Genomic DNA, 23889 nt, shown 5'->3' with positions numbered 1-23889 from the left:
ACTTAGCTTCCTTTGCGTAGTTGCGCCGTAGCGCGGTGAATGGCTTCGGCAATTGCCGCTGCCGAATTGATTTCCTTGGCGCTCAAAATGCGCGCCTTGGGGTGTGACGGATTACGAACGATGGAGACTTCGAACAGGTCGAGCGCAGAGATGATGCGGTTGCGGCCTTGCTCGCCGGTCCAAGACTTCGCCTTGAAGCCAATGCTGAGGCCGGACACCAAGCCGCTCTTGACCATGGCGAGCACCGAGCGCGCGCGTGGGCGATCCGTGTGAAGCCTGCCCTTGACGACCAGGCCCTCGTCGGTCTGCTTTATTTCGGACCACGACCCGACAAGATCGGAAGGATCGTGCTGGAACAGCAGGGGCAAGTCTGATCCGACTACATTGAACGCGCCCTTTGTGATTACGTCGCCGACGCTATCCGCCGAACCGAACGGCCAGGCGTTGCCCGTGACTTCACCCTCCTCTGTAACTGAGAGCGTTGATTTGATTTCGAGACGTTCGGTCATTGGTGCGGTGCTCCGAACCATGCGTGTTCAAGGATCTTCGATGCCAGCGGCCACGACGCGATCAGCGGTTGGTCCGCGACGTAGGCGGCGATCATTTCGGCGGCGCGCTTCGGAGGCATGCCGCCACCGATTGCAGCGAGCCTGATGGTCTCGGTGATTTCGATTTGGCTGAAGTGCTTCGCGAAGGTTCTCGCTGCGATGGTCCCGATGCCGGCGCCACACTTGCCTTCAAGCTCGATGATCTGCGCCGAGCGCAGCGCAAACGGATATTCGCCGTCGCCAAAGTATGTGGTTAGAGGCTTCATGCCGAAGCCCCAAAGATCGTTACATTGCCGAGGCCGTCACGAATGACCTGGACGCCGTCGCCCATGGAACCCGTGACGCCCTGATAGGCGCCGATATCTTCGATGTCGGCATCGAACGAGACGGTGACGGAACCGGTGATGACCTCGCCGTAGATCAGAGGAATAGCCATGCCCTGGCGCGCGCCATTGCTGGGGCCGTTGATAGTGAAGCTGTCTTCGTTCTTCTGTTCTTCGGGCTTGTTCGTGTTGCCTGCCAGCATCGTCGAGACGCCGGACAGGGCCACGCCCAGGCCGAGCAACGCGATGTTGCCCCAGGTGACGCTCATACCCGCGACGGGGAACGCAACGCCGCCCATGCCGGCCAGAGGAGCCGCCAGCGTGCCGCCTGACATAAAGATTGCAGTGCCGATCAGGGCGGTGCCGATGATGGTCTTGGCGATGCCCTTGCTGTTCGAGGCGCCGGCAGCGACGGGGATCAGGTGTAGGTCGGCGATGCCCAGCTTGAACGTGTTCACCAGGTCCAGATCCAGGTGCATGCCGGACCGCTTGTCGCCCCGCACAAGCTTGTAGCTGCCAGTCTGTAGCGCGGTGACGAAGTCGCCGGGGAATGCGCAGTTGAGCGCGCGTAAGGCTTCTGCGGCCGTTCTGACGTCGAAGCGATGCTTGGCCCCGAACTGTTTCTTCAGGTGGCCGTGAAGGTGGATTGATCGGAGCATTACGCTGCACTCACGCCGGTAGCGTTGGGCGGGGGCAGCAGCTTGTCGCCGCCGGCAACAGGTGCGCGGTTCTCAGCGGCGCGCGCTTCGTTCGCCAGCAACCATGGCCCGCCTACTGCGGCGGTGAATGCCTGGGTGCGCTTCACCAGGTCGCTGCGGACAAAGCCGTCGACCAGGAACTCGGCGAAGTAGGTTTTGCGCTCGTCTGCCGTCAGCAATTTCAGCGCGACCTCGTTTTCCCACGCCGTGATCCAGCGCATCAGGGAGAAGTCGAGAAAGTCCTGGCGCATGCTCTCCGAGTTGCCCCAGGTCGCGCGGCCCATCTCGAACAGCATGTGGGGCGGCACGCGGAACACGCGGGCGATTTCGTTGATTTGGAAGGCTCTAAGCTCGAGGAATTGTGCGTCAACGCTGGTCATGGTGAGCGCGCGCCATTCGGCGTCACTTGGAATGACCGCGGTCCCGCCGCTCTTGTCGCCGCCATGGGCAGCAACCCAGGCTGCCTTGACCTTGGCGAGCGCGTCCGCACTGGCCGCGCCTTTGATTGACAGCACGCCGGAAGGGCGCGCGTTGTTGGCGAAAAGTTTGCTGGCGTGGCGCTCAAGCAACATCGTCAAGCCGATGGCGTCACGGGCCTCAGCGACCAGACCGCGACCAGTCATCGCTGGGGACGGAATGTGCAGGATGTCGGCGGCAGGGATAGCGCGGCTCTTGCCGCCCTCGGTGATCTTGTAGGCAGGCCCCTCGAACGGATCGACGCTGACTTCAACGGTCTCGGGATTCAGCCGGAATAGGGAGATCGGTTTATGCTCAGCGTTCCGCGCGATGTAGGCCAGGCCGCCTGCCGGATGGAGCAGTGCATCGCGAGTGACCGTCTCCCGGAAGTCGCTGGCGCTGGTCCAGTCGTTTACCTGGTCGTGAAGCAGTTTGTGAACGGGGTGATCAGGAGCGCGCTCTTTGCCCTCCCCGGTGCGGCGGTAGACATGAAAGGGCAGCGTGCCGATTGGTTCGGAGATTGCGGCGACGGCGGCGCGGACCGGCGGGCACGTCATGGCGCTGCGAGGGGTCACCGAAATGCCGGCAGCGGACGGGGTCGCGCCGAATAGGTCGGACAGCCAAGCGTCGGGCGATGCGATGCCTGACTTGGTCTCGATACCGACTAGGGATTTGAATTTTGAAACGAGCGACAAAAGAGATTCCTTCAAGCGGCAGAAGCGCCGCATGACTGGGTGATTTCTCTGTTGTGCTGGATGAGGCCGCGCCGAAATAAGATTCTATTTGGCGACCTTGAATAGCAACTATATTACACCGCAAATTGCGGCAGTATTATGGCCGTAACACAGAAAGACTGTTACGAGTTGCACCGTTTTCGTTTGGTTGCAATCGACTTAAGCATCTGATTTATAAGGATTTTATGCGATATGGTCGGGGCAGCTGGATTCGAACCAACGACCTGCAGTACCCAAAACAAATTCATTTGCATTCTAGCGGACGATCTGACACGAACTGCAAACGTTAAGTCGTTGATTTGACGTTTTCAAACCTTGTCAGCATTTGCATTTGCATTTAAGCAGTCCTGCAAGTTGGCCACCCGGGGTGGCCTGCAAACAAGCCTGTTGGAGATGCAGATGAAGAAGCGATTGACCGACGTATTCCTCAAGACCGTTAAGACTCCTGCTGGTGCTCAGCGCACCGAATATCACGATTCTGAAGTTCCTGGCCTGATCCTCCGCGTCACGGATAAGGGAGGCAAGACCTTCTCCTTCCACTACAAGATCGTCGGAACCAAAAAGAACGTCCGGGTGACGATCGGACCCTATCCCGAGGTGTCCCTTGAGGACGCCCGTGAGCGCGCTCGCGAGTATCGCACTTCACGTCGGAATGGTGAAGATCCCCGGGTCGAGAAGAAAGCCAAGATCACCATCACGCAGCAGGTCGCAAACCTGACCTTCGACACTGTGTGCGACGAATACATTGAGAAGTACTCGAAGCCAAATATCAGCTCCTGGAAAAATGACGTGCAGCTGCTGCGCCGGCCGCGGGCAGAGTTCGGCCGCCGGCCGATCGAGGCCCTGACCGATGACGACTTCGCCAACTTCCTGGAAGAGATGGCCGAGGACACCCCCGTCCAGGCAAACCGGACCCAATCCAAGCTGTACCAGCTCTTCAAGTGGGCGAAAAAGCCGGGCCGCAAGTACGTCAAGGTCAACCCGCTGGAAGACCTGGATCATTTCGGCAAGGAGGAAGCTCGGGAGCGCGTCCTCGAAGACGACGAGATAGTTACGCTCTGGCATGGACTGTACGATCCCGATCTTCCAGCGGAGGAGCCGGTGCGGGAAGCGCTGCGGCTTATCCTTTGCACCATGGTGCGACCGGGACAAGCCGCGGGAGCGCTGCGGACCGAGCTGAAGAATTTCGGAAAAGATGACCCGCAGTGGCACATCCCGAAGATCAGGGTGAAGAAACGGCGCGACATCATCGTGCCTCTCAACGATGTGGCGGTCGGCATCATCAAGCGATCCCTCAAGGACGAGGGGCAGATCCCTGTTTTTCCGTCGCCCTATGGTGGGTTTAAGGAAATCGAAAAGCGTGTCGAACGACAAGAAGAGCCGGCTCCGATCTTGCGCAACTCCCTGTCGCAGGCGCTCACCGGACGCCCCGAGCATCGCATGGGCATCCGTGAGTTCCTGAAGCTGGAACATTTCACTCCGCACGATCTGCGGCGAACGGCTGCCACACTGGCGCGGCGGGCGGGTGCGCCGCGTGATCACGTCAAGGCCACGCTCGACCACGTCGAAGACGACGTCACCGACATCTACGACAAATACAACATGCTTCCTGAGAAGACCGCCGTCGAAAACGTTCTCGGCAATGAGCTGAAGCGGATTCTCGGCGCCAAACTGTAACGGAGACCAAGATGACGAAGTTTGCACTGCTGGCCATTGTCGTGATGGCAACCCCGGCTCTGGCCGAGAACCCCTACCCCACCCCGACAAAGGATGGGCGAGAGCGGATCCAGCGAACTGGCGTGTGTCCAACGGGCTACGTCGGCAAGGGCGACAAGTGCGAGGCGCTCCACCGCGACACGCCGCGCGCCTATCCGTACATCCCCGGCACCGCCTGCCCGTCCGGCACCTTCCGCAGCGGCGACGCATGCAAGGCGTTCCGCTGATGGCCGGCATCGACAAGAACGGAATGGAGATCGGGTTCGGCGACCGGGTCTACTGGTCGCTGGGGCCGTCATCCGCCGGCTACGCCTATGTGGCCGGCGAGATGTCCTACTCGGAACATGGCTCGCACGTCCTGCTGGTGAACGAGAACGAGATCGGGGTGCCGATCCACGCCGGTCACTGTCAGGTCTTCAGCAGAGGTCACGCCGAGACCGTTGCTCCGCTCCGCGACCGATACATCAAGATGTACCCAAAGGCGCTCAAGTCATGTCTACCGATACCGGATCAATAATTCCCCTACATCAACCGAAAGCACCATTAACGTCGGCCGAACGGGCTCGGGCCTATCGGAAGCGCAAAAAGGCTGGCACCGCGGTCGCTGTGACGGCCAAGCCTGTCACCGTCCCGGCCGACACGCTACCCGTCACCGTCACGTCACGAGCCGTCACGGCGTCACGCCGGCCATTGGCGTCGACGCTGCTAACGGTTGCCGCTATCGGCCTGACGGTAGTCGGCGTTGCAATGAACGGGTCCTTCGCGCACGGCCTCGGCTCGAATGCCGTTTCAGGGTTCCTGTTTCTGACCATAGGCGTGGCTGCTGATCTGTGCGCCCTGGCAGTGCCATCCTGTGCCGCCAGTATGTGGCAGGCGCGGCGGCGCGGTACCGCACTGGTGGCATGGGCCGTCTGGTCGCTGACCTTTGCTTTCACCGTTACCGCCGGCCTGGGCTTTGCCTCTATCAATATTGCCGACGTCACGGCGTCACGGGCGTCACGGGTGACGCAAGCCGTGATGGTGGCGCAAACCGCGCTCGCCGACGCCACGGCGTCACGCGATCGGGAATGTGCCAGCGGTACTGGCAAGTTTTGCCGGGTGCGCGAAATGGAGGTGGCCGAGCGTCGCAAGGCGCTCGACGTCGCAACGCAATCGGTCCAACAGGCGGCCGATCCGCAGACTGATGCGGCGATCAAGGTGGTAGCTTGGCTGACCCTCGGCCTAGTGAAACCAAGCGGCGATGATTTTGCCATGGTGCGGCTGGTGCTGTTGGCGCTGTTTCCACAGATCGGCGGGTTGTTGCTGATGGTGGCGCGTAACTCGGCTGGCCTTGCGCCCCAACTGGAGCAGTCAACATGAAAGCTGACGTCGCATTCGTCTCCTGCGTCAAGACCAAGTCCACAACTGCGGAGCTGGCGGAGCATCTCTACATCTCCCCTTGGTTCCGCATGGCGAAGGAGTATGTGCGCCAGAACGCGGACCGTTGGTTCATCCTATCGGCCGAGTATGGTCTTCTCAGGCCCGGTCAGATGATCGATCCCTACGAAGCCACGCTGAACAATCTCGGCATCAAGCTTCGTCAACACTGGGCGAAGCGCGTGATGCACCAGATGGCGGAGCTGGATCTGTGGGGCAGTCGGGCCATCGTGCTCGCCGGCAAGAACTATCGCGAGTTCCTGATGGACCCGCTGATGCTCCGCTTCAAGAGCGTGGAAGTTCCGATGGATGGATTGATGATGGGGCAACAGCTGAGCTGGCTGTCGAAGAGGGTGAACTGATGCGCGTGCTGGTTTTTGGCGGTCGCAACTATCGCGACAGAAGACGGCTGTACGCTGTTCTGGACGCCGAGCATGCGGCTTCACCTATCACGGTGATCATTGAGGGCGAGGCGTCAGGAGCCGACAGGATGGCCCGGGAATGGGCGGAGAACCGTGGTGTGGCGGTTGATCCCTACCCGGCTGATTGGGACAACATCGAGCGCGTCGGCGCGGCGGTGAAGCGCAACAGTCGCGGCAAGCTGTACGATGCCGCGGCCGGTCATATTCGAAACGAACGCATGTTACGAGAGGGGCGCCCGGATCGCGCCATTGGTTTTCCGGGCGGTAAAGGAACTAAAGATATGGCGAGTCGATGTCTCGACTACGGCATTACGCCATTGCTAATGGCATGATCGGGGCGGCTTGAGACGTCAGCTGCACGATACAGGCGGCAGCGGCAGTAGAGGCGGCGGCAACAGCGCTAGCAATCGCTCGGATCGGCGCTTTCGGAAACCTCAACATCGAGATCGGATCGACGCTGTCCTTGCTGCATTCGGGGGCAAGCTCTTCGCTTGCGCTGGCAGCTTCGTCAAGATCGACGGCCTTGGTCGGATTGTTCAGATAGGAAGAAAACCAGGCTGGCAAGCCTGAGATGGAGGAGGCCTGTTCGACAAGGGTCCACAATGTGTCGACGGCTCGGAGTGTGCGGAGAAGAAATCTGGATTGCAGAGTGCAGGTTTCGCCGTCCAGGGATTTGGCAGTGTAGCGACCGTCCTCCGCGCGAATGACGTAGGACCGGTACTCAAAGGGGCTTTTCATCTTCTGTTACGCCGTCTTTTCTGGAACCCACCACGGGTCCGTTTCGTTGCGTTTGCACTAACCACATTTGCATGGAAACGCAAGAAATTGTGGCAGCCGTAAAAGTACGGTGAGGGCTGTTTTCACACACGAAACCCGCCAGATTTCGTGAACGCCTGTTCAGATCGCCACAATCCTAAAACTTGACGCCCCCTTTCATTTGTTTTACTGCAAACGTCAATGCAAACGGAGGCTCATTTTGTTTCGATCGCTCGCAAGCCGCATATTTACTGCGTTCTGGCATACCAGAGCCAACCCGGCTTTGGTCAGCATGGCTGACCCTTTGTCAATTCAAGTTAACAACTCTGGTGACGCTGCAAACGTCGGAACTCTCGCCAAAGTAGCAGGCGTCGGTTCCTCCTTTGCAACCGGAGCGACCCCGGCATTCGACCAATTGCCTATGGGGGTGAAGTGATGCAGCCGCTTCCGAGCCGCAGCCAGGCCTGGTGGGACCGCTACTTTCTGAGGGGAGCGGAATGGGTTTCGTCCGCCTCTCGCGACCCGAGCACAAAGGTCGGCGCCGTCATCGTGCGCCCCAACCGCACGCCCGCATCGGTCGGTTACAACGGCTTCCCACGCAAGATCAGGGACACTGCTGAGCGGCTGAAAGACCGCGACATGAAGCTGAAGCTCACGGTCCACGGCGAAATCAACGCCCTGAATTGGGCGACCGAGCCAGTGACTGGATACACCCTCTACACCTGGCCATTCCTGACGTGCTCAAAGTGCGCGATCCAGGTCATCCAGGCCGGGATCACTCGCGTGGTTGCCCCCTTCGTCGACAACCCGCGCTGGAACGACTCCTTTCGCGAAGCGCAGGCGCTCTACGAAGAGGCCGAAGTCTACTGCGATCTGATCAACATGGAGAACGACGTTGCGGCTTGATGCCTGGCCCCTTCCCTTCGTCCGGGTGAAATGCGCGAAGTGCGACCGTGAAGGTCGCATCAGCCGCGTCAACGCTCTCGACCGCTTCGGACCGGATCGCGAAATGTTCGCCGTCCGCGCGAAGTTGACCGAGCCGACGTGCAACCGGCCGGACAAGAAGCAGCCCTGTCAGTCGATCCTGCCAGATGCGCGACTGGTCCAGGCGATCGTGGCTCCGACCGAGGACGACGTCATCGAACAGAAGCTGCTGCCGGAAGCGCGCGAGTGGCGCAGGACACTTGGATTGGGGGAACGATGAAGATCGAGGGACATCTCTTGGAAGCCAGCGACATGGGCGACAAGTTGCGGATCACCGGCCAGGGCAAAGCGATCAGCGATGCAGACTGGAGGCCGATGCTCTCCATGGTCATCGAAGTCCCGATGACCGATCGCAACAGAAAGGCCTTCTACGTCGGCCGACACTTCACCATGGACCTCAAGCCCGAGTGAGCGGCGGAGCTATGCCCGCACGCTTGCATGAATTCAAAAGGAGAGACCTGTGAGCAAGAAAGCAAACGACGACCAACAACCCGCCCTTCCCGACTGGACCGACCTGCCGACCTGCGCGGCGGTCCTGAAGGACATGCGCAACGCGGCGGAAAGACGCCGCCTGCGCGAAGCCGAAGAGCAGGCCAAGGCCCGCTGATCCCCTCAAAAGGAGAAGAAGAACGTGAAGAGACTAGTCACGGTGCTTTCGTGCGCCGCCATCATCGCCATCACCGCGTCGGCCGCAGAAGCCCGTCCGCATCACAAGCGTCATCATCACCAGAAGACCGTCCACCAGATCCTGAAGAAAAAGAAGGTCGCGCACTACCGCGGCATCAGGCTTGAGCGCGTCCCTGCCCGCCAGTTCGAACAGGCGCAGGAGCAGCAGTCCTTCTTCGGCGGTTTCCAGAGCGGCTTCCAGAGCGGCTTCGACGCCGGCAGCGGCCTGGTCGCTAAGGCCCGTCAATACATCGGCGCGACGGCGCGCGAGGTAGGCGTCCGTTCGACCCTCTGGTGCTCCGCATTCCTTCGCAAGCTCACTGGCGCGTCAGGCGTCGATGACCGCGCAATCTCCTGGGAGAACAAGCGGCACATCGCACCGCAGGTCGGCGCGATCGTCACCATGGGCCGGCGCGGCGGGGGACATGTCGGCGTCGTCTCTGGCTTCACACCGAAGGGCGATCCCATCGTCATCAGCGGCAACCACCGCAACCGCGTGGCCGAGACCGTCTACAAGCGCTCCCGCATCCGCGCCTGGGTTTCGCCCTCATGAACCCGCGCCCGCCAGTCAGCGAACGAGAGCTGAAGGCCCTCCGAGCCCTGGCCCAGGTCTTCGAATACGACGGAAACCATCTGTCATTTCGAGGCATCGCCCAGCGATCCGGTCTGGATCTCCGCCATGTGCGGAGGTCCGTCCGGGCCTTGGCGCGAAAGGGCTTCGCTCTCTACGGCAAAGGCCTTTGGGACGAGGAAGGTCCGCGCGGCGCGGGCTACCGCGCCACGCACGACGGAATGTGCCTTCTGCAATACCTCGGAGAAACCGAATGACCACGCGCGAAGAGAGATTGCGGATCGTTGCCCGCGGGAGATGCAGCGCTGCCAGCCGCACGTTTGGACCCCGCGTGAAATACCTGCCGGCGATCGACGGGATGATCGCGCAGCTCTCCGAGGAGGAGGACGACTGCTTCGACACCAGCAAGGAGGCGGTAGCTGCCGCCAAGCGCTTCCGCGACGAGGCGCGAGCCAAGCTTCATGAAGAATTTGGAGAGCCGTAATGCCCGTGATTTTCCAGCAGTGGATAACCAGACAAGACCTGCGGGACAACCCGCGCAACATCTACGTCTTCGGCGACAATGTGCAGCGCATCGGCCTGGGCGGACAGGCCAAGGAGATGCGTGGCGAGCCGAACGCGATCGGCGTTGCTACCAAATGGGCGCCGAGCATGCATCCTCGCGCCTTCTTCGACGACACGGTCACCTGTCGGAACATCGTCCGGAGCGACTTGAGGATCGTCCAGCAGGCGCTCGATCTCGGCCGAACCGTGGTTGTGCCCACTGACGGCGTCGGCACGGGTCTCGCCCGCCTCGACCTCTACGCTCCGAACCTCGATCGCTTCATCAAGGATTGGTTCAAGGCACGAACTCGCGCGTCGAAGCCGCACCCGGACTTTGATCGGGATTGGAGGCACAGCGCGTGAGATGGCACGACCGTATCCTGCCGCGTGACGAGTGCGAGCTGAGGTTTGGCGTCAAGCCGAAGCACTGCCCGTTCTGCGCCAGCTTCGCTGTCGGCCTGTATCTCGGGCCGACGCCGCACATCACCTGCGTCGACTGCAACGCTGACGGCCCGCAGATCAGCGAAGGGCGACGAGAAGATCTGGACTATCGCCAATACCAAGCCATCCTGAAATGGAACATGAGAGTATGAGAGAATTTCGCCCCCTCTACGAATACCCCACCAACCACCTGATCGAACACCTGCAGGCTCAGGGCTACGTCATTCGCCACTCGTCTGAGGCCCGCACAGTGGTGCAGTTTCATCGCATCACGCCCTTCCCGAAGGGGGTCGACTTCAAGCAGGAGGCCTTGGAACGGATCAAGCGGCAGATCTCGCTGGAGCACATCCTGTTCGAGGAACGAAACTCGGGGATGATCACCCGGCCAGACGAGATCATCCACAGCGCGTTCCTGAGGATCCTACGCTGATGGCGCGGCACTGGGCGAGCTGGTGGAGCGGAAACTATGAAAGTCATCAAACACGTTGCGATGGCCAATAATGATGGCCGAATGAAATGGACCGGCTGCCTACCCTCGCCAGAGATGCGTGCGATGCCACGCGAGGCGTGCCCGGTGTTCAGGCGTCAGCGGCAAAGGTACAGCATTTCCTATCTGCAATGCCGTGATCGCGGCGTCGGTTAGTTCGGACGAGGCAATTGGGAGGCCTTCATCATCAAAGGTGATCAGGCCATCATCGAACGCAGCGTCCCAAAGGGATGAAAGCAACAAGCCGTTGTGGACGTCCAACCGCTCTGCGTCCGATTGGCAGCGCGCCCAGGGGATGATGTGAGAAGCCCGGAGCAATGCGTTGTCGGTGATACCCGTGATCGGACAAGTATCCTTCCAATAGATCAGGAGCGCCTTGCGGAAAATACCCTGGCCGATCCGAACCTTTTCAATGCGTTCGATCTCGGTGTTTCCGAGGGTGGCGGTCTCGCGTTCGAATTGCTCGAGCGGCAAGGTCGGAAGGCTGATCGATTTGCGGTAGACTTCGCCGACAGCTTCAAACAACGCATCTCGCGTCGGGAGCGCGAAGGCGGCGATATGACCTTTGGCACAGGGTTGAGCCGGCTCCATAGCGAGTTCGCGCGCCACCCCCGAATGTGTGATCGATAGAAAAAAGGGGCCGTCGTTTCCGGCGGCGGCCACGGCAATCTCGCCCGGCGCGGATGCGGAGCGGAAGAAGATCCAGCCGCTCGCCTGTTCGGGGCCAATGCGAAAGCCGTGCTCGTTCGCGGCGTCCCTCAATTCCGAGGCAAGCGCGAAGGGATAGTTGTCGAGGCGCAAATTGGTCTCGATCATTGCTTCACCAAAGCCGCGCACGCAAACGAGACGGAACTACCATCATCGATGACCCTCCGTTCGCGGAAGCATGCCTTCGCTCACCAGTCGATCATAAGCCGCCAGCACCAGGCGGGCGGTGCGATACTCACCGTATTTGGCGATTTCATTCTTCTGGAGCACGCGGAAGGTTTCGCTGGGGTAGTCAGCACCCATCACCTCTTTAGGGTCGAGCATGTAGCGAACGTTTTCGCGCGACAGGCCGTAGGCGAGCGCATACCAAGCGTCGAGATCGGCGCGAAGATGCGCCCGGCGTTCCTCGTCCCATGCGAAAGGAGCGCCGTCATATCCTAAGTCCCGTGCAAAGGAGGTCATAGAATAGCTCGTGTAAACGAGCTCTACGACCCTAGCCGCAAGATATGCGAGATCGGCTTGGCTATAGGAATTTGGAGGCAGAATTGGAAACTGTTTGATGAGAAATAGCTTTAACGAGGTGCTGTTTAATTTTTGTCGAGCAATATAATCAAGCGCAATTGCGTTCAAATTACCAACCAGCGCAGCCACTTTGATGGCGGGTTCGCTTGTAAAAAGAAGAAGAAATTTATCGTTAGAGCCCACTAACGGAATCGGATTGGCGATTAGGGTACGTTCGTTGGTAGTGTTCGTAATGTCTCGCCATCCTAACAACCAATTTCGCCCCCAATGTTGCTCATTCAGCCTTCGTGAAACTTCGGCTAGTGGTACCCAGTAACGGGGGATCGGCTCAGCCGCCGGGTTCTTTTTTTCGGTTGGTGTCAAGTCGCGGCTGTCTTCTCCTATGTAAGTCGACCACCGGTGATCAAACTGATGGACCATCTTCGCTTCGTATAGCGGCACATACCGGTCGGTTTCTTTCAAATTCTCGCCGGCAGTTAAATCGAGGGAATCGTTGTTCCGTATTCCAGTCAGAATAGAGGGGTGCGGATCGGTGGCCGCGCTGCCCTCTTTGACCCAATCAGCCCCGCTACTAACATACCCAGCATGCTTAAGTTGAGCAGCGGTACGAAACCACGCAGAGTCTTCAGCCATATGCCAAATGCGCGTGTGAAATGACACTCCCCAAGGGTTTCCTATCCTGCCCTTTTCGTCGGCAAGCAACACCGGAATGCGCGAATAGATCTCCGCCGTTAGTTTAGCGTCCGCTTGGGCACGGAAGATGGGCGCCGTCTTTGTGTTAGGGTTTATCTGCGCGATCTCTTCCGGCGTGAGCGTAAAGCGACGACGCGGTTCGCTCAGTTGCGAGGAATCGGTTAGAAAGAATGCGAAGTCCGCAGCCCCTACATCGTGACCGAAAATAAGGAGAGAGAATTTGTAGCTGCGATGGACGCCCGGGAAGATCGGTGCCGAGTTCTCGAAATCAAACAGTCGAGCTAATCGCTTCGTGCTCACCAGATAACTGAAGAAAGGAGCAGTGGTGGCGTCCGTGGCAATCCCGGTCGGAACGATCAGTCCCGCTTGTCCGCTCGGCGACGTTAGACTCAGGAAGTGCTCAGCGAATAAAGCGTAGGTATTCACATCGCCGCGCCCTGTCCAAGGATAGCGGCGCGCCTTCCCGACTTTTGCGAGGTCTATCTTAGTCGGGTCTTCGTCCTTCGGAGACGTGAAGAAAACCGACGAAGCCTCAGCAACGCGCTTCGCGAACTCAAATTGTTCGTAAAGTAACCGCGCCGGGCTACTCGGTTCGGCGACGGCCAGCTCGCGGATCATCTTCCCGCGCGCCGCGGCGTTCGGCGCCAGAGCAATGTCGGGTGAACGGGTCGCGAAGAACTCCTGCTCCTGAAGCTTGATCCGTTCCCACGGCGGATTGCCCAGGACAACGTCGAAACCGCCCCGTGTGATCATCACCTCCGGGAAGGCAAGCGGCCAGTGAAAAGCGCGCGCATATTCCGCGGCGTCGATCGCCGCGGCTTCCAAGGGACCATACAGAGTTCCGCCGCCGAGCCGGGTGCGCACGTGCGCTGTTGTCGGGATCGTCACACTGTTAGTGTTTGCGGGAGCGCCGCCCTTTTTCGGCAATAGGAACGCTGCGGTGTAAAGATTGCATGCAACCTTTGTCGCCCATCGCCTCGGGTTGTTTGTCCAGGCCACAAACTGTTTTCGCTTCGCCTCCACCTGTTCGACCGTGTCTTCTGGCAGGTGACGCAAGTCATCCATGTCAGTGGCGAGTTTTCCCGGCGGAAGTCCGCCGCCGCCGCTAGGCCAGTCGAAACTACCTTGTCCGGCCTTCTCCGCCTTGTTGCGCCTGGCGAACCATTTTGCGGTTTCCTTGTCGTCGCCAGTCAGTGGCTTGTAAGCGTCGTCAGGAATCCCCTCTTCCAACGCCTTTAGGTCGAAGACACCGAGCAGGCTGTCGCCGCATTGTATGTTCGCGTCAAGAAATCCCAGGGGCTTTCCGGGCTCCACGGTCTCGATCCAGAGCGCTACCTTTGCAAGTTCGACTGCCATCGGATTGCGGTCGACGCCGTGAATGCAATTGCGCGCGACGTCGCGCATCGCGGCGGGATAGTCGGGAGCGTCGTTGTCCCGAAGCTGGGCTACACGTGTCGCCATGCGCCGCGCGGCCCCCAACAGAAAATGCCCCGACCCGCAGGCGGGATCGATGACGTTGAGAGCAAGAATGGCGTCCGCGCCGCCTTCAGCCTCAGCCCGATCGAGTACTGGATCGAGCGCGCCGTCGAGCAACGTCTGCACCAGGCTGTCAGGCGTATAATAGCTGCCGGAGATTTTGCGCGCGTTTCCCTTCGCTTCCGCACCACCGGCAAAGGCGAAGGTGCGGCCACGATCCTCACGCACCGGCACGAGCTCGAGCAGCCCTTCATAAACCGAGCCTAATTCCTCGGTCGCCATGTCGCGCCAGTTGATGCGGACGCGGCGGTTGTCGTCCATCAACCAGCTCAATTTGAAAATCGCCGCCATGAAGGCGCGATTGGGAAGTTTCGTGTCATCCAGGTCCGGCGTCAGACCGCTGGCAAAAAGTCCCGCGAGCGCCGGCAGGCCCAGCATCTTCTCGCCATGTTCCAGCGCGTGAAATACGATCTTCGCGCCTTCCCAGGCGTCGAAGTGATGATCGTGGGCGGATCGCCGAACAGATCTGTCACGCAGGTGGGCGAACCCGTAGCCATTAAGATACAACGCGCGCACGGCTGCGCTGATACCGGGCGAAAGCAGCAAATCGCGGTCTTCGGCAACGGCGAGGAATATCAGGCGATAAACGACCCGCAGAAGCTGCTCAAACCACGCCTGCATCGAAATAGAGTGATCATCGAGCTTGGCGCGCAGACCGGGATTAGCATCAAGAAATCCCTGGCCCAGGGCCAAGAGTGTGTCCTCGACACTTCCGCGCAGGCGCTCGCGCGCAGCGGTACCGGCACGCTGGCCGGCCTCGCGCCATCTCTCCAGAGAAGAATCGCCGGCAGGTGCGTCTTCGGCACCAAAACGAGTGGCATGAATCAGCAGCCAGATAGCGGTAAAATCGGCGAACATCTCGTCGCGAAAGATCGCGCCGAGATCGGCTTCGATGTAGGCGGGGCGAGTGAAGCTTGCATTGTCTCGCATCAGGCGAACGCGATCTCCGGCGAAGACAAGGCCCCATATACAATCGGGGCCGGTGTTCAACCAATCCTGAAGGAGCGCGACAGGACTGCGCCTTGCGACGCCTTCCGGATTGCCGTCGCCAAATTCCGCTAAGGCCTTTGTGAATGCTTCGACCGTCTTGCCGTTTTCATTTCCGATCGGCGTCGCAACGACGATCGGCACGCGGCCGCCTTTTGCTTCCCACGCAATTCGGTAGCGGTGGCCATCCGCTATGTGATCGGCGGGGCCTTTCAAGGCTTCGAAGCCGAACGCCTCCTGTAGCAGCGCTTTTGCGAAGGCGGCTGTTTGCGTAACCGTCGGTTTGTCGACCCGTGACCACGCCTGCCAGTGAGCCTGTCCAATGCGAAAATACCGGGTTATCTCATCGCGAAGCGAGGTTCCCTTGGGACAATGATAATCGGCCGCCGCCTTCGCGTCCGGCGCTGTCGCCGCAATCTCGGCGAGTTTTTCCGGGCTGATTAGGCCGCCTTCGACGCTAATCGCGGCCAACCCGATATCGGCGGCCCGCTTCATATGGGGCGCCACTATTCGTCCTCCGGAAGCAAAACATAAAGGCCTATAACATCCGCCGGCAGGACCGGCGTCACTACAACGGTCGCTCCCCCGCGCGCCGCATCGGTCAACCGAAGATGATCGGTTGACAACGCCTGTCCGCGCGCCTCAGCGAATGTTCGAATGGCGTTCTCATAACCCGGTAGGCGCGCGATCGCCTGTTCAAGCCGGGTTTGGCGTACGCGCTCGACGATATTACCCGCCGCCTCGGTTTCGAGCAGCGTCAGCGCGTCAAGACCTTCGCGGATTGCTTCAGTTTTCGTGCCGCCAAAGGCCAGCCCCGTCGCTTCTTCCGCCAACATAAGACTTGCTGACCGTCCACTGGTCACGAGCTTGAAACGAAGGCGAAGCAAGAGCAGCGTCGACATCTGCGATACCGATCGCGTCCGCCAGACACCGGCCCGTCCAAGCGGATTTGCAATCGCGGAGCCTTGCGGATCCAATGCACCCTCGGTCAGGGTCTCGGCAAGAGTGGCCACGAGGGGGTGCACGCGGCCAACGTGCATCACGCCGGGCAAGGGATTGTCTTCAAAGGCGATGCGGCGTGTACCGTGCAAGCCGCGCGCTTCCAATCGATCCTTCATCGGTTCGGGCAAATGGTCGAGATGGGCTAGGAGCAAGCTACCTTTGGTCTCTAGCCCGGTCCCGATGCGCTTCAACGCTCGGTCGGTGAACCGGCCCACCTCACTTGGCCCACCGTTGAGCGCTCTCATAGCCCGCCATTCCGGCAACACTTCTTCCGGGCGCATTGCGCCCTGCGCATAGCGGGCCCGGCTCGCTTTGGCATTTTCTTCCGCATCCCGCCACTTGGCTTCCAGCCGTTCGGGCGCTCCGCCGAAATCAAACACACGCTGTGCGCGCGAGCCGCCGCGCCGCAGGAGCATCGCTTGCATCAGAGCCGCCGTGATGCCTTCGCTATCCTCGGGCATGGGGACGGAAACGCCGGTTGCCTTTCGTATAGCTTCAGCCTTTCGCAAGATCACGCCAAGCACCGCACCGTCAATTGCGCTGTTTTCCCCGAACATGGTGACGGACCAAACGTTGTCCGATTGCTGACCAAACCGATTGACGCGGCCTTCTCGCTGTTGATGTCGCGTCGGATTCCAACTCAAATCGTAATGAATCACGGCATCAAAGAGTGATTGAAGATTGATACCTTCCGAAAGGCAGTCGGTCGCGACCAGAATACGATTGTCAAAAGGTTCAGTCGCATCGACCCGAGCGCGTCGCTCCTCAGGAGTGAGCCGGCCGGTCACGACGGCAATCTCATGCTTCGGCCAGGCTCCCTTCAGGACTTCGCCCAACGCCTCAGCCGTCGCAATGAACCGGCAAAAAATTACAGGTTTGACATTGTCTTTCAGGAGCGGCTTCAAGCGCTTGAGCAACGCTTTGATCTTTGGATCCTCATCTCTTCGAGCATCAAGCTTGCCGGCCGTTTTGATTAACGTATCAAGCGCGGCGCGCTCTTCGCTGTCTTCGATCGCCGTCGCAGGCTCGATATCCCCTTCATCGAGTAGACCGTCGTCCTCGTCCAATACGATGGGCTCAATTGACTCTTCCTCGGCCAAGCCGCCGAGACGATTGCGCAAAGCACTCGCCGCTGCCGCCGCGGAGGAACCGACACAGCGCATGAGTGCCAGAGTGCCCCAGAACGCAAGCCGACGACGACGTTGGTCGACCCCCGCGCGATCGGTAACGGCCATACAGTAGTCCAGGACGTCCTCTTGGAACTGGAGGAAATCCCCCACCAAAGTAAAGCCTTCGTCGTCCACGTTGTGCTTCGGAAAGGTGCGCCGCTCGTCCCATCCGCCCTCGGTGATGTCAGCGCGCCGTCGCTGCACGAAATGCTGCGCCAAACGCCGCGCGTACCGGGTACGACTGTTCTCATCCGCCCCAGTGGGGCCTGCGGCAAAGTCAGGATGGATCAGCCCGAGCAGCCGGTCGAAAGCTGCTTCGTCCCCGCTGTGCGGTGTGGCCGTGAGCAAAAGCAAGTGGCGCCGTTCATCCTCGGCCAATCTCTGAAGTAGTTCATACCTTTGGTGCTTGCCCTTCTCCCCACCGACGCAAGCATGCGCTTCGTCGACGATAACCAAGGCTGGACAGGCGCGCGTGAACTCGGCACGGCGGCTGTCGGCCTTAATGTAGTCGAGGCTGACGACAGTGTAAGGATATGCTTCGAACAGGCTTTGCGCGGCAGGTAGTCCTCGTTCGAGACTACGTGCTTTGGAAGACGTGACGGCAACAGCTTCGACGTCGAACTTTTCTGCGAGTTCCGTGACCCACTGATCAACAAGATGAGGCGGACAGAGTACCGAAAAGCGATCGACAATTCCGCGATCGAGCATCTCCCTGATGATAATACCGGCTTCGATCGTCTTTCCGATGCCGACGTCGTCGGCAATCAGTAACCGCACCGTCGTCAGCTTCAGCCCCATCATAAGCGGCACGAGTTGATACGCCCTCGGCTCCACGCCCAGATGTGCGGCGCTGCGGAACGGTCCAGCTCCTCGTCGGAGCGAAAGGCGCAATCCGTCCGAGAGAAGGCGCGCAGCGTCCTGGGTGTCTAGCTGGTCCAATTTCGGTGTTTCAAATCGCGCCGGGCGGACGGGCATGCGCTCAAGCGCCGGTGCAATCACTTGTGCATCCGCCTCGGAACCTGAGAGCGGACGAATGTTCAGGAGTCCCTCGGCGGGTGACGGCAGTACGACCCACTCTCGACCCCGTGCTTCGATAAGATCGCCAGGAGAAAAACGAGTCGTTTCCATCAGGGAGATCCCAGCGCGGCGAGTAAAGCATCGGGTGGAAACTCACCCGGTTCCGCGGGCAGCGAAATAAGGTCGATGCCGAGATCGTCACACCGCTGCCGCAGCGTGTCGATTTCAGCGCCCGGCACCGCAAGCAGTCGGTGCATTTCCCAGTACAATGGATACAACGTGTCGTCGATTTGCCTTCCGCCAGGCATGGGAAGTTTCCAACGTTCGATTGCCGTTGTCCAAAGGTCGGATGGCCTGTTGGCCTCGGTTTGCGTCAAATTGGCGCTGATAAGTGACCTCAGGAATTCGACCACCTCCGGGTCTCGCCGGTCGATTGATTCGTGGTCGGTTTGATTGAAATAAGACAGAAGGCAACGATAGCAGCCTGCGACACAGGCATCGGCCGATTCCTTCAACGGAGTACTGTTGAACGGCTCCTCGTAGTGCATGAGCCGTAGCGCTTCGCGCGCAACCTCAGCCATCCGTTTGGGATCTGAAACTAGACGATTGAGTACGCCGGCGCCGCCCTCCGTCGCCTCGTAGAGCAGAATCGCATTTCGCGTATCGCGCTTGGGCATCGGCTCGCCAAGCAGTTCGCCTTCTTCTAGCTCCGCAACGATCTCAATTCCACGAATCAGCGCATGCTGGAGCGTTGCCATCTGGGCTTCATCGAACGACGCCACCGGCCGGAGTAACAAGGCATTTTTATAGTCTTGAACAATCGGCACGATTCTCTGCGGACGCGGAATTGTGACGTCACCATCGTCGTCGCCTCCATTGGCAGAATCCTTTACCCAACGACCTGACGATGGATCGATACAGAATCCAAAGGTGGTTTTTGATTTGCGACGGCGTAGGCCCTTATTGATCCGGGAAAGCTTGGTGACTGCCCCATAGTCGAGATGGAGCAGAGGACTTTCATTGGACCTCAATGTAAGCGCTCGAATGTCTGGGCGCCCTTGATCCATCGGCCATTGAAAGACGGTCTGAATTTCGAAGCCTCGACGTTGACGATCTTCGTCATTGGCGGTGATCCGGGTTGAGGGCGCCGTCTCCACATTATCGATCCGATATATGTCGTCGAACCGATCACCGTCTAGCGAGGATCCGCAAGCGTGGCAGCGTTCAGCAACCTTATCGTCATGCGCAGCGCCACAAACGCTGCAAAGGACCAGTGTGGTTGTTCCGAGTAGACCACCCTCGATCCGACCGTGAGAAGGCAACTTCGCCCTGACCACCCGAAATACTCGACCCTCGTGATAGATCAAGCTGTTGGGACCGAACTCCGAAATAGCTAGAAATCGTGGTCGCTGAAGAACTGCGGCACGCCTTGTGGCCGGAATGAACGCGTAGAGTGGCAAGCGCGGGAAGTTGTAACCCGGAAGAAACCCTTCGGTTGCGAGATATCGATAGGCGTAGAAATCCGAGCCATTCGTTGCTTGACCGCGCTCAAGCATATCTAGCTCCTGCGTCGCACGGTAATATCGGGTTGCTGCTTCTTTGCGTTCACCCGGTCGAAAAGTAGTCTTTTGCTGGATGATGTTTGCTTCTTCCTGCTCGCGTTTTGCCCCGCGATAAAGCTCGCGCCAGCGTTCAAAGGTCTTTGAAAAGTTTGCAGAAGCATTCATGTCGACGTCAGCGACAAATGCATCAAGGTCATCTAACCAGGGCGCATCCTTGAGATCGATTGCCGGCAATGTTGATTCCAGCAGTCGGCGCATAATCGGCCGAGCCTTTTGACTATTTTTAAGGTCTGTAAGCTCCGTTTCGATGTTCGACGCGACCGGCATCTCCGCCTTGTTCATATCCAGATTCTCTGGGATCGATGCGGCAAGTGGTACGCGGGCTTCCGACAGCCATTCAGCATGAAGATGGCTGCGGAGAAGATCGCGATTGGCAAGATCAAGAGCAGGCGGCCTTACGACGCCCGCCACGAGGGCCGCGCGATTTGAAAAATAGTATTGGTCGTGGGGCGATTGGGAAGCGCAATAGGTAACGACGAGGGCCGCCTGGCCGCTCCGCCCTGAACGGCCCGCGCGCTGGGTATAGTTAGCCGGTGTAGGCGGAACGTTCCGCAAATACACAGTATTCAGCGCGCTGATGTCGACACCAAGTTCCATCGTCGGTGAGCAAAAGAGAGCCGGCAGGAAGCTCGTCGGTTCGCCCTCTCGCTGCATCTCTTCCTTGTTGGCGGCGATACGTTCTTTGTCCTTCTTCTCAAATCGAAAACGATCTTCGCGCCAGCCGCGAACCTGGTGATCGACCTGTGCGGTATGTTCCCTCGCCTCGAAGGCGAACGGCATCGCTCCCTCGTCACCAAGCATTTCAGCAACTCGTTCATAGAGCTCGCGGAAAAAAGGATTCTGGCGCCGTCCGTCAGCTCTCTCTTCGGCTGGGAATATTCGCAGCGCGCTGGGTGCAAGCCTCCACGCCGGCTTGTCACCTCCGACGCTGATCCGCCTGACGATCTGGTGGGCTTCAGCAGCCCTCAGCAACTGGCGGACAACTTCTTCGTATTCCGCAGCAGGAAGAGCTTCGCCCCAAATCTTCTTGCTGCGTAGGGCCTTGCCAAGATTTGTTCGCCAGCCAGCTCGGACAATTAAAACTGCGTCTTTGGCCGCGATTTCGGTGTTTCGGGGCGGATCGACCATGAGAAAGCCAGCTTCGCGAAGTTCGTCTTCTTCGTTCTGATCGATTGCCCAAGGGTCGCGAAGTCGCTGACGCGAACCCTCGGAGATTTGCAGAACTTTTCCGCGATCGAGCGCTTCGGTCGCAATCGCCAATCCTCTCCGCATATGGTCAAATAGAATGGTGAACAGGTCGCGACGAACATCTTGGCTCGCTCCTGCAAGGCGATTATTGCCTGCGAACTCTTCCTGGTCAGAAACCAATTCATCGAGGCCGGGAAAGCCAACGCGAATAAGGCCGACTTCTTCCAGGTTCGGATTCGTAAAACGCCAGCCCTTTCGGAGATCGGACCACAGACGATGGGCAAGCACCGAGGTTAAGACCTCCTGGGTGTCTTGACGATTCTGATATCCTTTCGTTGCGGGGTCTTGCATCCACTCAGCGAGCCGATTCTGCCGTTCGAGATCAAACCCCAGGGCGACACGAACGGCCTCGCCGAAACGGGTGTCGGCTAATCCCTTGTTGCCGGCGTCGCGAACGGCGCGCACGACGGCCCCGCGAAGCAGGGTCACAAAAATAAAATCGTTGAAGTGGCCTGCTTGAAGAGCCGCGTCCTGCCTGTTGTCCGTGAAGCCAAGGATCTTTTGCGTATGGGCATCCAGCGTTCCGTCCTCCGTCATCCAACTCAGGATCGTGGAAACGATTAACGTTGTCGCGGAGCTGCGACCCTCTGCCGACAGGCTGGCCAGCTTATTTATGTCGCGGGCTTGAGATGGCGGTTGATGACGACACTGAGGACAAAATCGGTAAGCTCCGCGAAAAAACCACGCTGGAACACCTTGAGGATCTGACGAGCCGTCCTTAGCGAGGGTCAGCAACAAGCCTTCGTGCTTTCCACGGTGCGATTGCTTCAACCTTTCCGTGCCAGCGGGCGTAGTTTCCTGCCAATCATCGGGATAGTCCGATATGTGGCCGGAGAAGGCAAAATCTTCATTGACCGTCGGAACGAGAAAGCCACCTTCTGTACCGTCGGGGTCGACCTCGTCCGAAGGCGGTTCGTCAATGGGCCGCGCAATCACCTTCCCACCGACAATGCTGACGCTGTGGTGTTCCTGCCCGCATTCCCGGCAAAAGAATGTCGGGTAAAGGCGTGCTGTTTCATCGTCTGGATGAAACACCTGCCCCTCAAGAACTATGCGGCGGGACGCTGCTGGTTCAAGTGTGGAATAAACTTGTCCCGCCCCGGAGATAAATCGGTGCAATTTAAACGCCAGAAATGCGCGATCGCTGGTACCGCCCCTTAAATCTTCGCGACGTCCCATCACAGATAGTATGCGAGCCAAGGCTTCTGCACACTTCTCCGCGCTCAAGCCCGTAGAGAGTGCGAGTTTGTCGGCCGCCTCGCCTAGTGTCATTGGTGGCCGGCGCCGCAGCTTTTCGCCTTCAATGAGACCAACTTCCGTTTCAATCCAACAGGCCAGAGGGTGAGAAAAGAGAGCTTTGTTGCTAATATTCGCGGATATCTGTTCAGTAACCGCATCCCGGAGGGATTGGCCGAGCGACGAGCCGTGAGCGGTTGGATCGGTAACTCGCGCTAGGTGCTCGTCGATGATGGAGTTAGGACCCATCGGTTCGCCGAAGAGCTTGGAACCGACCTCCGCCACGGCTGTGTTCCGCGCTTCATCATTCTCGGCATTCGACATCGTTGCCGACGTGCCGATGCATAGCAGCTTTCTCTTCCCCGCAAGCCGTTCTTTGACGCGACGAACCAGCATGGCCACATCGGCACCTTGACGGCCACGATATGTGTGGAGTTCATCGAGAACCAGGAACTCCAAACCATGCGCGTTTTCGATTACCGATTGATCCAGCTTGTCCTGACGCGTCAACAAGAGTTCAAGCATCATAAAGTTCGTGAGCAGAATATCCGGCTTGAGATTTGCAATCTCTTGCCGTCTCGAATCCGATTCTTGGCCTGTGTAACGCGCAAATGTTGGACGCAGCTTTTCGTCGACGCCGGAGGACCCAATGAATTTCTCCAACTCTTCAAGCTGACTATTAGCTAGTGCGTTCATAGGGTAGATTACGATCGCTCTAGTCTTTTTGCCTTCGCCGGCGCGACGCGCTTTAACGACTGCGTCGATGATCGGAATGAAGAAACAAAGCGACTTGCCGGAGCCGGTTCCTGTTGTGACGATAAAGCTCTCGCCACGCTGCGCCTTTGCGATGGCCCGCTCCTGATGCCGATGGAGGCGGATGGGCTCGCGATGCTCACCCATCGCAAATATGCGGCGAAGCTCGGAATCCAGAATCTGATCCGAAACCAATCGATCGATGCTGGCACCCTCTTCATAGCGAGGGTTGATTGTGATTAAAGGGGGTGGCCAGAAACGGTGCTGATCGTACGCCCAATCGATCTGTTTCCGGATCTCGGGTGCCTGAATAATGGAGAAGGACCGGGCGAATTTGGCATATCGGTCAATTAGCGATCGGTCGAGTTCGAAGATATCCAAGATGCGCCCCAAATGCGGTGAGTCTTCCGCAGAATAGCTGAACGCCCGGTGAGATGCTAAACCTAAGATTGGCTTTGGCTATTTTGACCACAGGTGCAATGGCTGACGGCCAATCGGAAACCCGGCATGTCGCGGAGCCCAACGGATCAGGGGACGTTCAGCGCGCAGGCTGGACCATATTCCCCAGAGACGACCGCATTAGTATTTTCCTGCCGGACGGCCGTTCCTAGGTGTATCGCCTGTAGAATCGCATG

At 59.0% G+C, this 23889-nt stretch carries 24 protein-coding genes; 15 read left to right on the top strand and 9 right to left on the bottom strand.

All coding sequences use genetic code 11. The annotated features are described in order from the left end of the window. Nucleotides 1-2: 2 nt before the first annotated feature. From V1279_RS15310 to V1279_RS15295, 4 genes are read right to left on the bottom strand one after another with little or no spacing between them, the layout of a single operon-like run. Nucleotides 3-509, bottom strand: coding sequence for an HK97 family phage prohead protease (locus tag V1279_RS15310; RefSeq protein WP_334437241.1), 507 nt, complete (start codon nucleotides 507-509; stop codon nucleotides 3-5). Then, a complete protein-coding gene (locus tag V1279_RS15305; RefSeq protein WP_334437238.1) occupies nucleotides 506-814 on the bottom strand; it encodes a gene transfer agent family protein in 309 nt (102 codons plus the stop codon). Before V1279_RS15305 ends, V1279_RS15310 begins: the two co-directional genes overlap by 4 nt. Beyond that, on the bottom strand, nucleotides 811-1530 hold the full coding sequence (locus V1279_RS15300) for a hypothetical protein (protein WP_334437235.1): 720 nt from the start codon (nucleotides 1528-1530) through the stop codon (nucleotides 811-813). The genes V1279_RS15305 and V1279_RS15300 overlap by 4 nt, the downstream gene beginning before the upstream one ends. Continuing rightward, complete coding sequence (locus tag V1279_RS15295; RefSeq protein ID WP_334437232.1) at nucleotides 1530-2720, bottom strand: phage portal protein; 1191 nt, start codon at nucleotides 2718-2720, stop codon at nucleotides 1530-1532. The genes V1279_RS15300 and V1279_RS15295 overlap by 1 nt, the downstream gene beginning before the upstream one ends. A 438-nt stretch (nucleotides 2721-3158) precedes the next feature. Between V1279_RS15295 and V1279_RS15290 the strand changes: the two genes are divergently transcribed. From V1279_RS15290 to V1279_RS15265, 6 genes are read left to right on the top strand one after another with little or no spacing between them, the layout of a single operon-like run. After that, the gene (locus tag V1279_RS15290; RefSeq protein ID WP_334437229.1) at nucleotides 3159-4436 is read left to right on the top strand and encodes a tyrosine-type recombinase/integrase; all 1278 of its coding nucleotides are present in this window, start codon (nucleotides 3159-3161) and stop codon (nucleotides 4434-4436) included. A gap of 11 nt (nucleotides 4437-4447) precedes the next feature. After that, nucleotides 4448-4702 (top strand): hypothetical protein, encoded by a 255-nt coding sequence (locus tag V1279_RS15285; RefSeq protein WP_334437226.1) that lies wholly within the window; start codon nucleotides 4448-4450, stop codon nucleotides 4700-4702. After that, on the top strand, nucleotides 4684-4992 hold the full coding sequence (locus V1279_RS15280; protein WP_334437223.1) for a hypothetical protein: 309 nt from the start codon (nucleotides 4684-4686) through the stop codon (nucleotides 4990-4992). Before V1279_RS15285 ends, V1279_RS15280 begins: the two co-directional genes overlap by 19 nt. Beyond that, entirely contained in the window at nucleotides 4968-5834 is an 867-nt protein-coding gene (locus V1279_RS15275; RefSeq protein ID WP_334437221.1) for a hypothetical protein, read from the top strand. The genes V1279_RS15280 and V1279_RS15275 overlap by 25 nt, the downstream gene beginning before the upstream one ends. Beyond that, on the top strand, nucleotides 5831-6253 hold the full coding sequence (locus tag V1279_RS15270) for a DUF6884 domain-containing protein (RefSeq protein ID WP_334437219.1): 423 nt from the start codon (nucleotides 5831-5833) through the stop codon (nucleotides 6251-6253). Before V1279_RS15275 ends, V1279_RS15270 begins: the two co-directional genes overlap by 4 nt. Continuing rightward, entirely contained in the window at nucleotides 6253-6645 is a 393-nt protein-coding gene (locus tag V1279_RS15265) for a DUF2493 domain-containing protein (RefSeq protein ID WP_334437216.1), read from the top strand. The genes V1279_RS15270 and V1279_RS15265 overlap by 1 nt, the downstream gene beginning before the upstream one ends. Here V1279_RS15265 and V1279_RS15260 read toward each other — a convergent pair. Next, nucleotides 6623-7051, bottom strand: coding sequence for a hypothetical protein (locus tag V1279_RS15260; protein ID WP_334437214.1), 429 nt, complete (start codon nucleotides 7049-7051; stop codon nucleotides 6623-6625). The two genes, V1279_RS15265 and V1279_RS15260, sit on opposite strands and share 23 nt — an antisense overlap. Before the next feature lie 453 nt (nucleotides 7052-7504). Between V1279_RS15260 and V1279_RS15255 the strand changes: the two genes are divergently transcribed. The 9 genes from V1279_RS15255 (at nucleotide 7505) to V1279_RS15215 (ending at nucleotide 10704) form a co-directional block, all read left to right on the top strand. Continuing rightward, a complete protein-coding gene (locus V1279_RS15255) occupies nucleotides 7505-7975 on the top strand; it encodes a deaminase (protein ID WP_334437212.1) in 471 nt (156 codons plus the stop codon). Between the two features lie 103 nt (nucleotides 7976-8078). Continuing rightward, nucleotides 8079-8273 (top strand): hypothetical protein, encoded by a 195-nt coding sequence (locus tag V1279_RS15250; RefSeq protein WP_334437210.1) that lies wholly within the window; start codon nucleotides 8079-8081, stop codon nucleotides 8271-8273. Beyond that, nucleotides 8270-8464, top strand: coding sequence for a hypothetical protein (locus V1279_RS15245; RefSeq protein ID WP_334437208.1), 195 nt, complete (start codon nucleotides 8270-8272; stop codon nucleotides 8462-8464). Before V1279_RS15250 ends, V1279_RS15245 begins: the two co-directional genes overlap by 4 nt. A gap of 49 nt (nucleotides 8465-8513) precedes the next feature. Then, nucleotides 8514-8660 (top strand): hypothetical protein, encoded by a 147-nt coding sequence (locus V1279_RS15240; protein ID WP_334437206.1) that lies wholly within the window; start codon nucleotides 8514-8516, stop codon nucleotides 8658-8660. Nucleotides 8661-8684: 24 nt separating this feature from the next. Beyond that, nucleotides 8685-9272 (top strand): TIGR02594 family protein, encoded by a 588-nt coding sequence (locus V1279_RS15235; RefSeq protein WP_334437204.1) that lies wholly within the window; start codon nucleotides 8685-8687, stop codon nucleotides 9270-9272. 271 nt (nucleotides 9273-9543) lie between these two features. Further along, complete coding sequence (locus V1279_RS15230; protein ID WP_334437202.1) at nucleotides 9544-9774, top strand: hypothetical protein; 231 nt, start codon at nucleotides 9544-9546, stop codon at nucleotides 9772-9774. Beyond that, on the top strand, nucleotides 9774-10196 hold the full coding sequence (locus V1279_RS15225) for a DUF7831 domain-containing protein (protein ID WP_334437200.1): 423 nt from the start codon (nucleotides 9774-9776) through the stop codon (nucleotides 10194-10196). The genes V1279_RS15230 and V1279_RS15225 overlap by 1 nt, the downstream gene beginning before the upstream one ends. Then, nucleotides 10193-10426 (top strand): hypothetical protein, encoded by a 234-nt coding sequence (locus tag V1279_RS15220; protein WP_334437198.1) that lies wholly within the window; start codon nucleotides 10193-10195, stop codon nucleotides 10424-10426. The genes V1279_RS15225 and V1279_RS15220 overlap by 4 nt, the downstream gene beginning before the upstream one ends. After that, nucleotides 10423-10704 (top strand): hypothetical protein, encoded by a 282-nt coding sequence (locus V1279_RS15215; protein ID WP_334437196.1) that lies wholly within the window; start codon nucleotides 10423-10425, stop codon nucleotides 10702-10704. Before V1279_RS15220 ends, V1279_RS15215 begins: the two co-directional genes overlap by 4 nt. Nucleotides 10705-10803: 99 nt before the next feature. On the opposite strand, the gene V1279_RS15210 is transcribed toward V1279_RS15215, so the two are convergent. The 4 genes from V1279_RS15210 to V1279_RS15195 are packed head-to-tail and all read right to left on the bottom strand — an operon-like array spanning nucleotide 10804 to nucleotide 23635. Continuing rightward, nucleotides 10804-11577 (bottom strand): HNH endonuclease, encoded by a 774-nt coding sequence (locus tag V1279_RS15210; protein WP_334437194.1) that lies wholly within the window; start codon nucleotides 11575-11577, stop codon nucleotides 10804-10806. Nucleotides 11578-11619: 42 nt separating this feature from the next. Further along, nucleotides 11620-15702 carry an Eco57I restriction-modification methylase domain-containing protein gene (locus V1279_RS15205; RefSeq protein ID WP_334437191.1) on the bottom strand — a complete coding sequence of 1361 codons (4083 nt, stop codon included), beginning with the start codon at nucleotides 15700-15702 and terminating at the stop codon, nucleotides 11620-11622. An 11-nt stretch (nucleotides 15703-15713) separates the two neighbouring features. After that, nucleotides 15714-18506: a DEAD/DEAH box helicase gene (locus V1279_RS15200; RefSeq protein WP_334437190.1), complete on the bottom strand. Its 2793-nt coding sequence runs from the start codon at nucleotides 18504-18506 to the stop codon at nucleotides 15714-15716. Then, complete coding sequence (locus V1279_RS15195; protein ID WP_334437188.1) at nucleotides 18506-23635, bottom strand: DEAD/DEAH box helicase; 5130 nt, start codon at nucleotides 23633-23635, stop codon at nucleotides 18506-18508. The genes V1279_RS15200 and V1279_RS15195 overlap by 1 nt, the downstream gene beginning before the upstream one ends. Nucleotides 23636-23889 lie beyond the last annotated feature (254 nt).

This window comes from Bradyrhizobium sp. AZCC 1610, assembly GCF_036924515.1.
Lineage (GTDB): Bacteria > Pseudomonadota > Alphaproteobacteria > Rhizobiales > Xanthobacteraceae > Bradyrhizobium.
The sequence above is the reverse complement of the archived record's forward strand: the minus strand, read 5'-3'. Positions and strand labels throughout refer to the sequence as shown.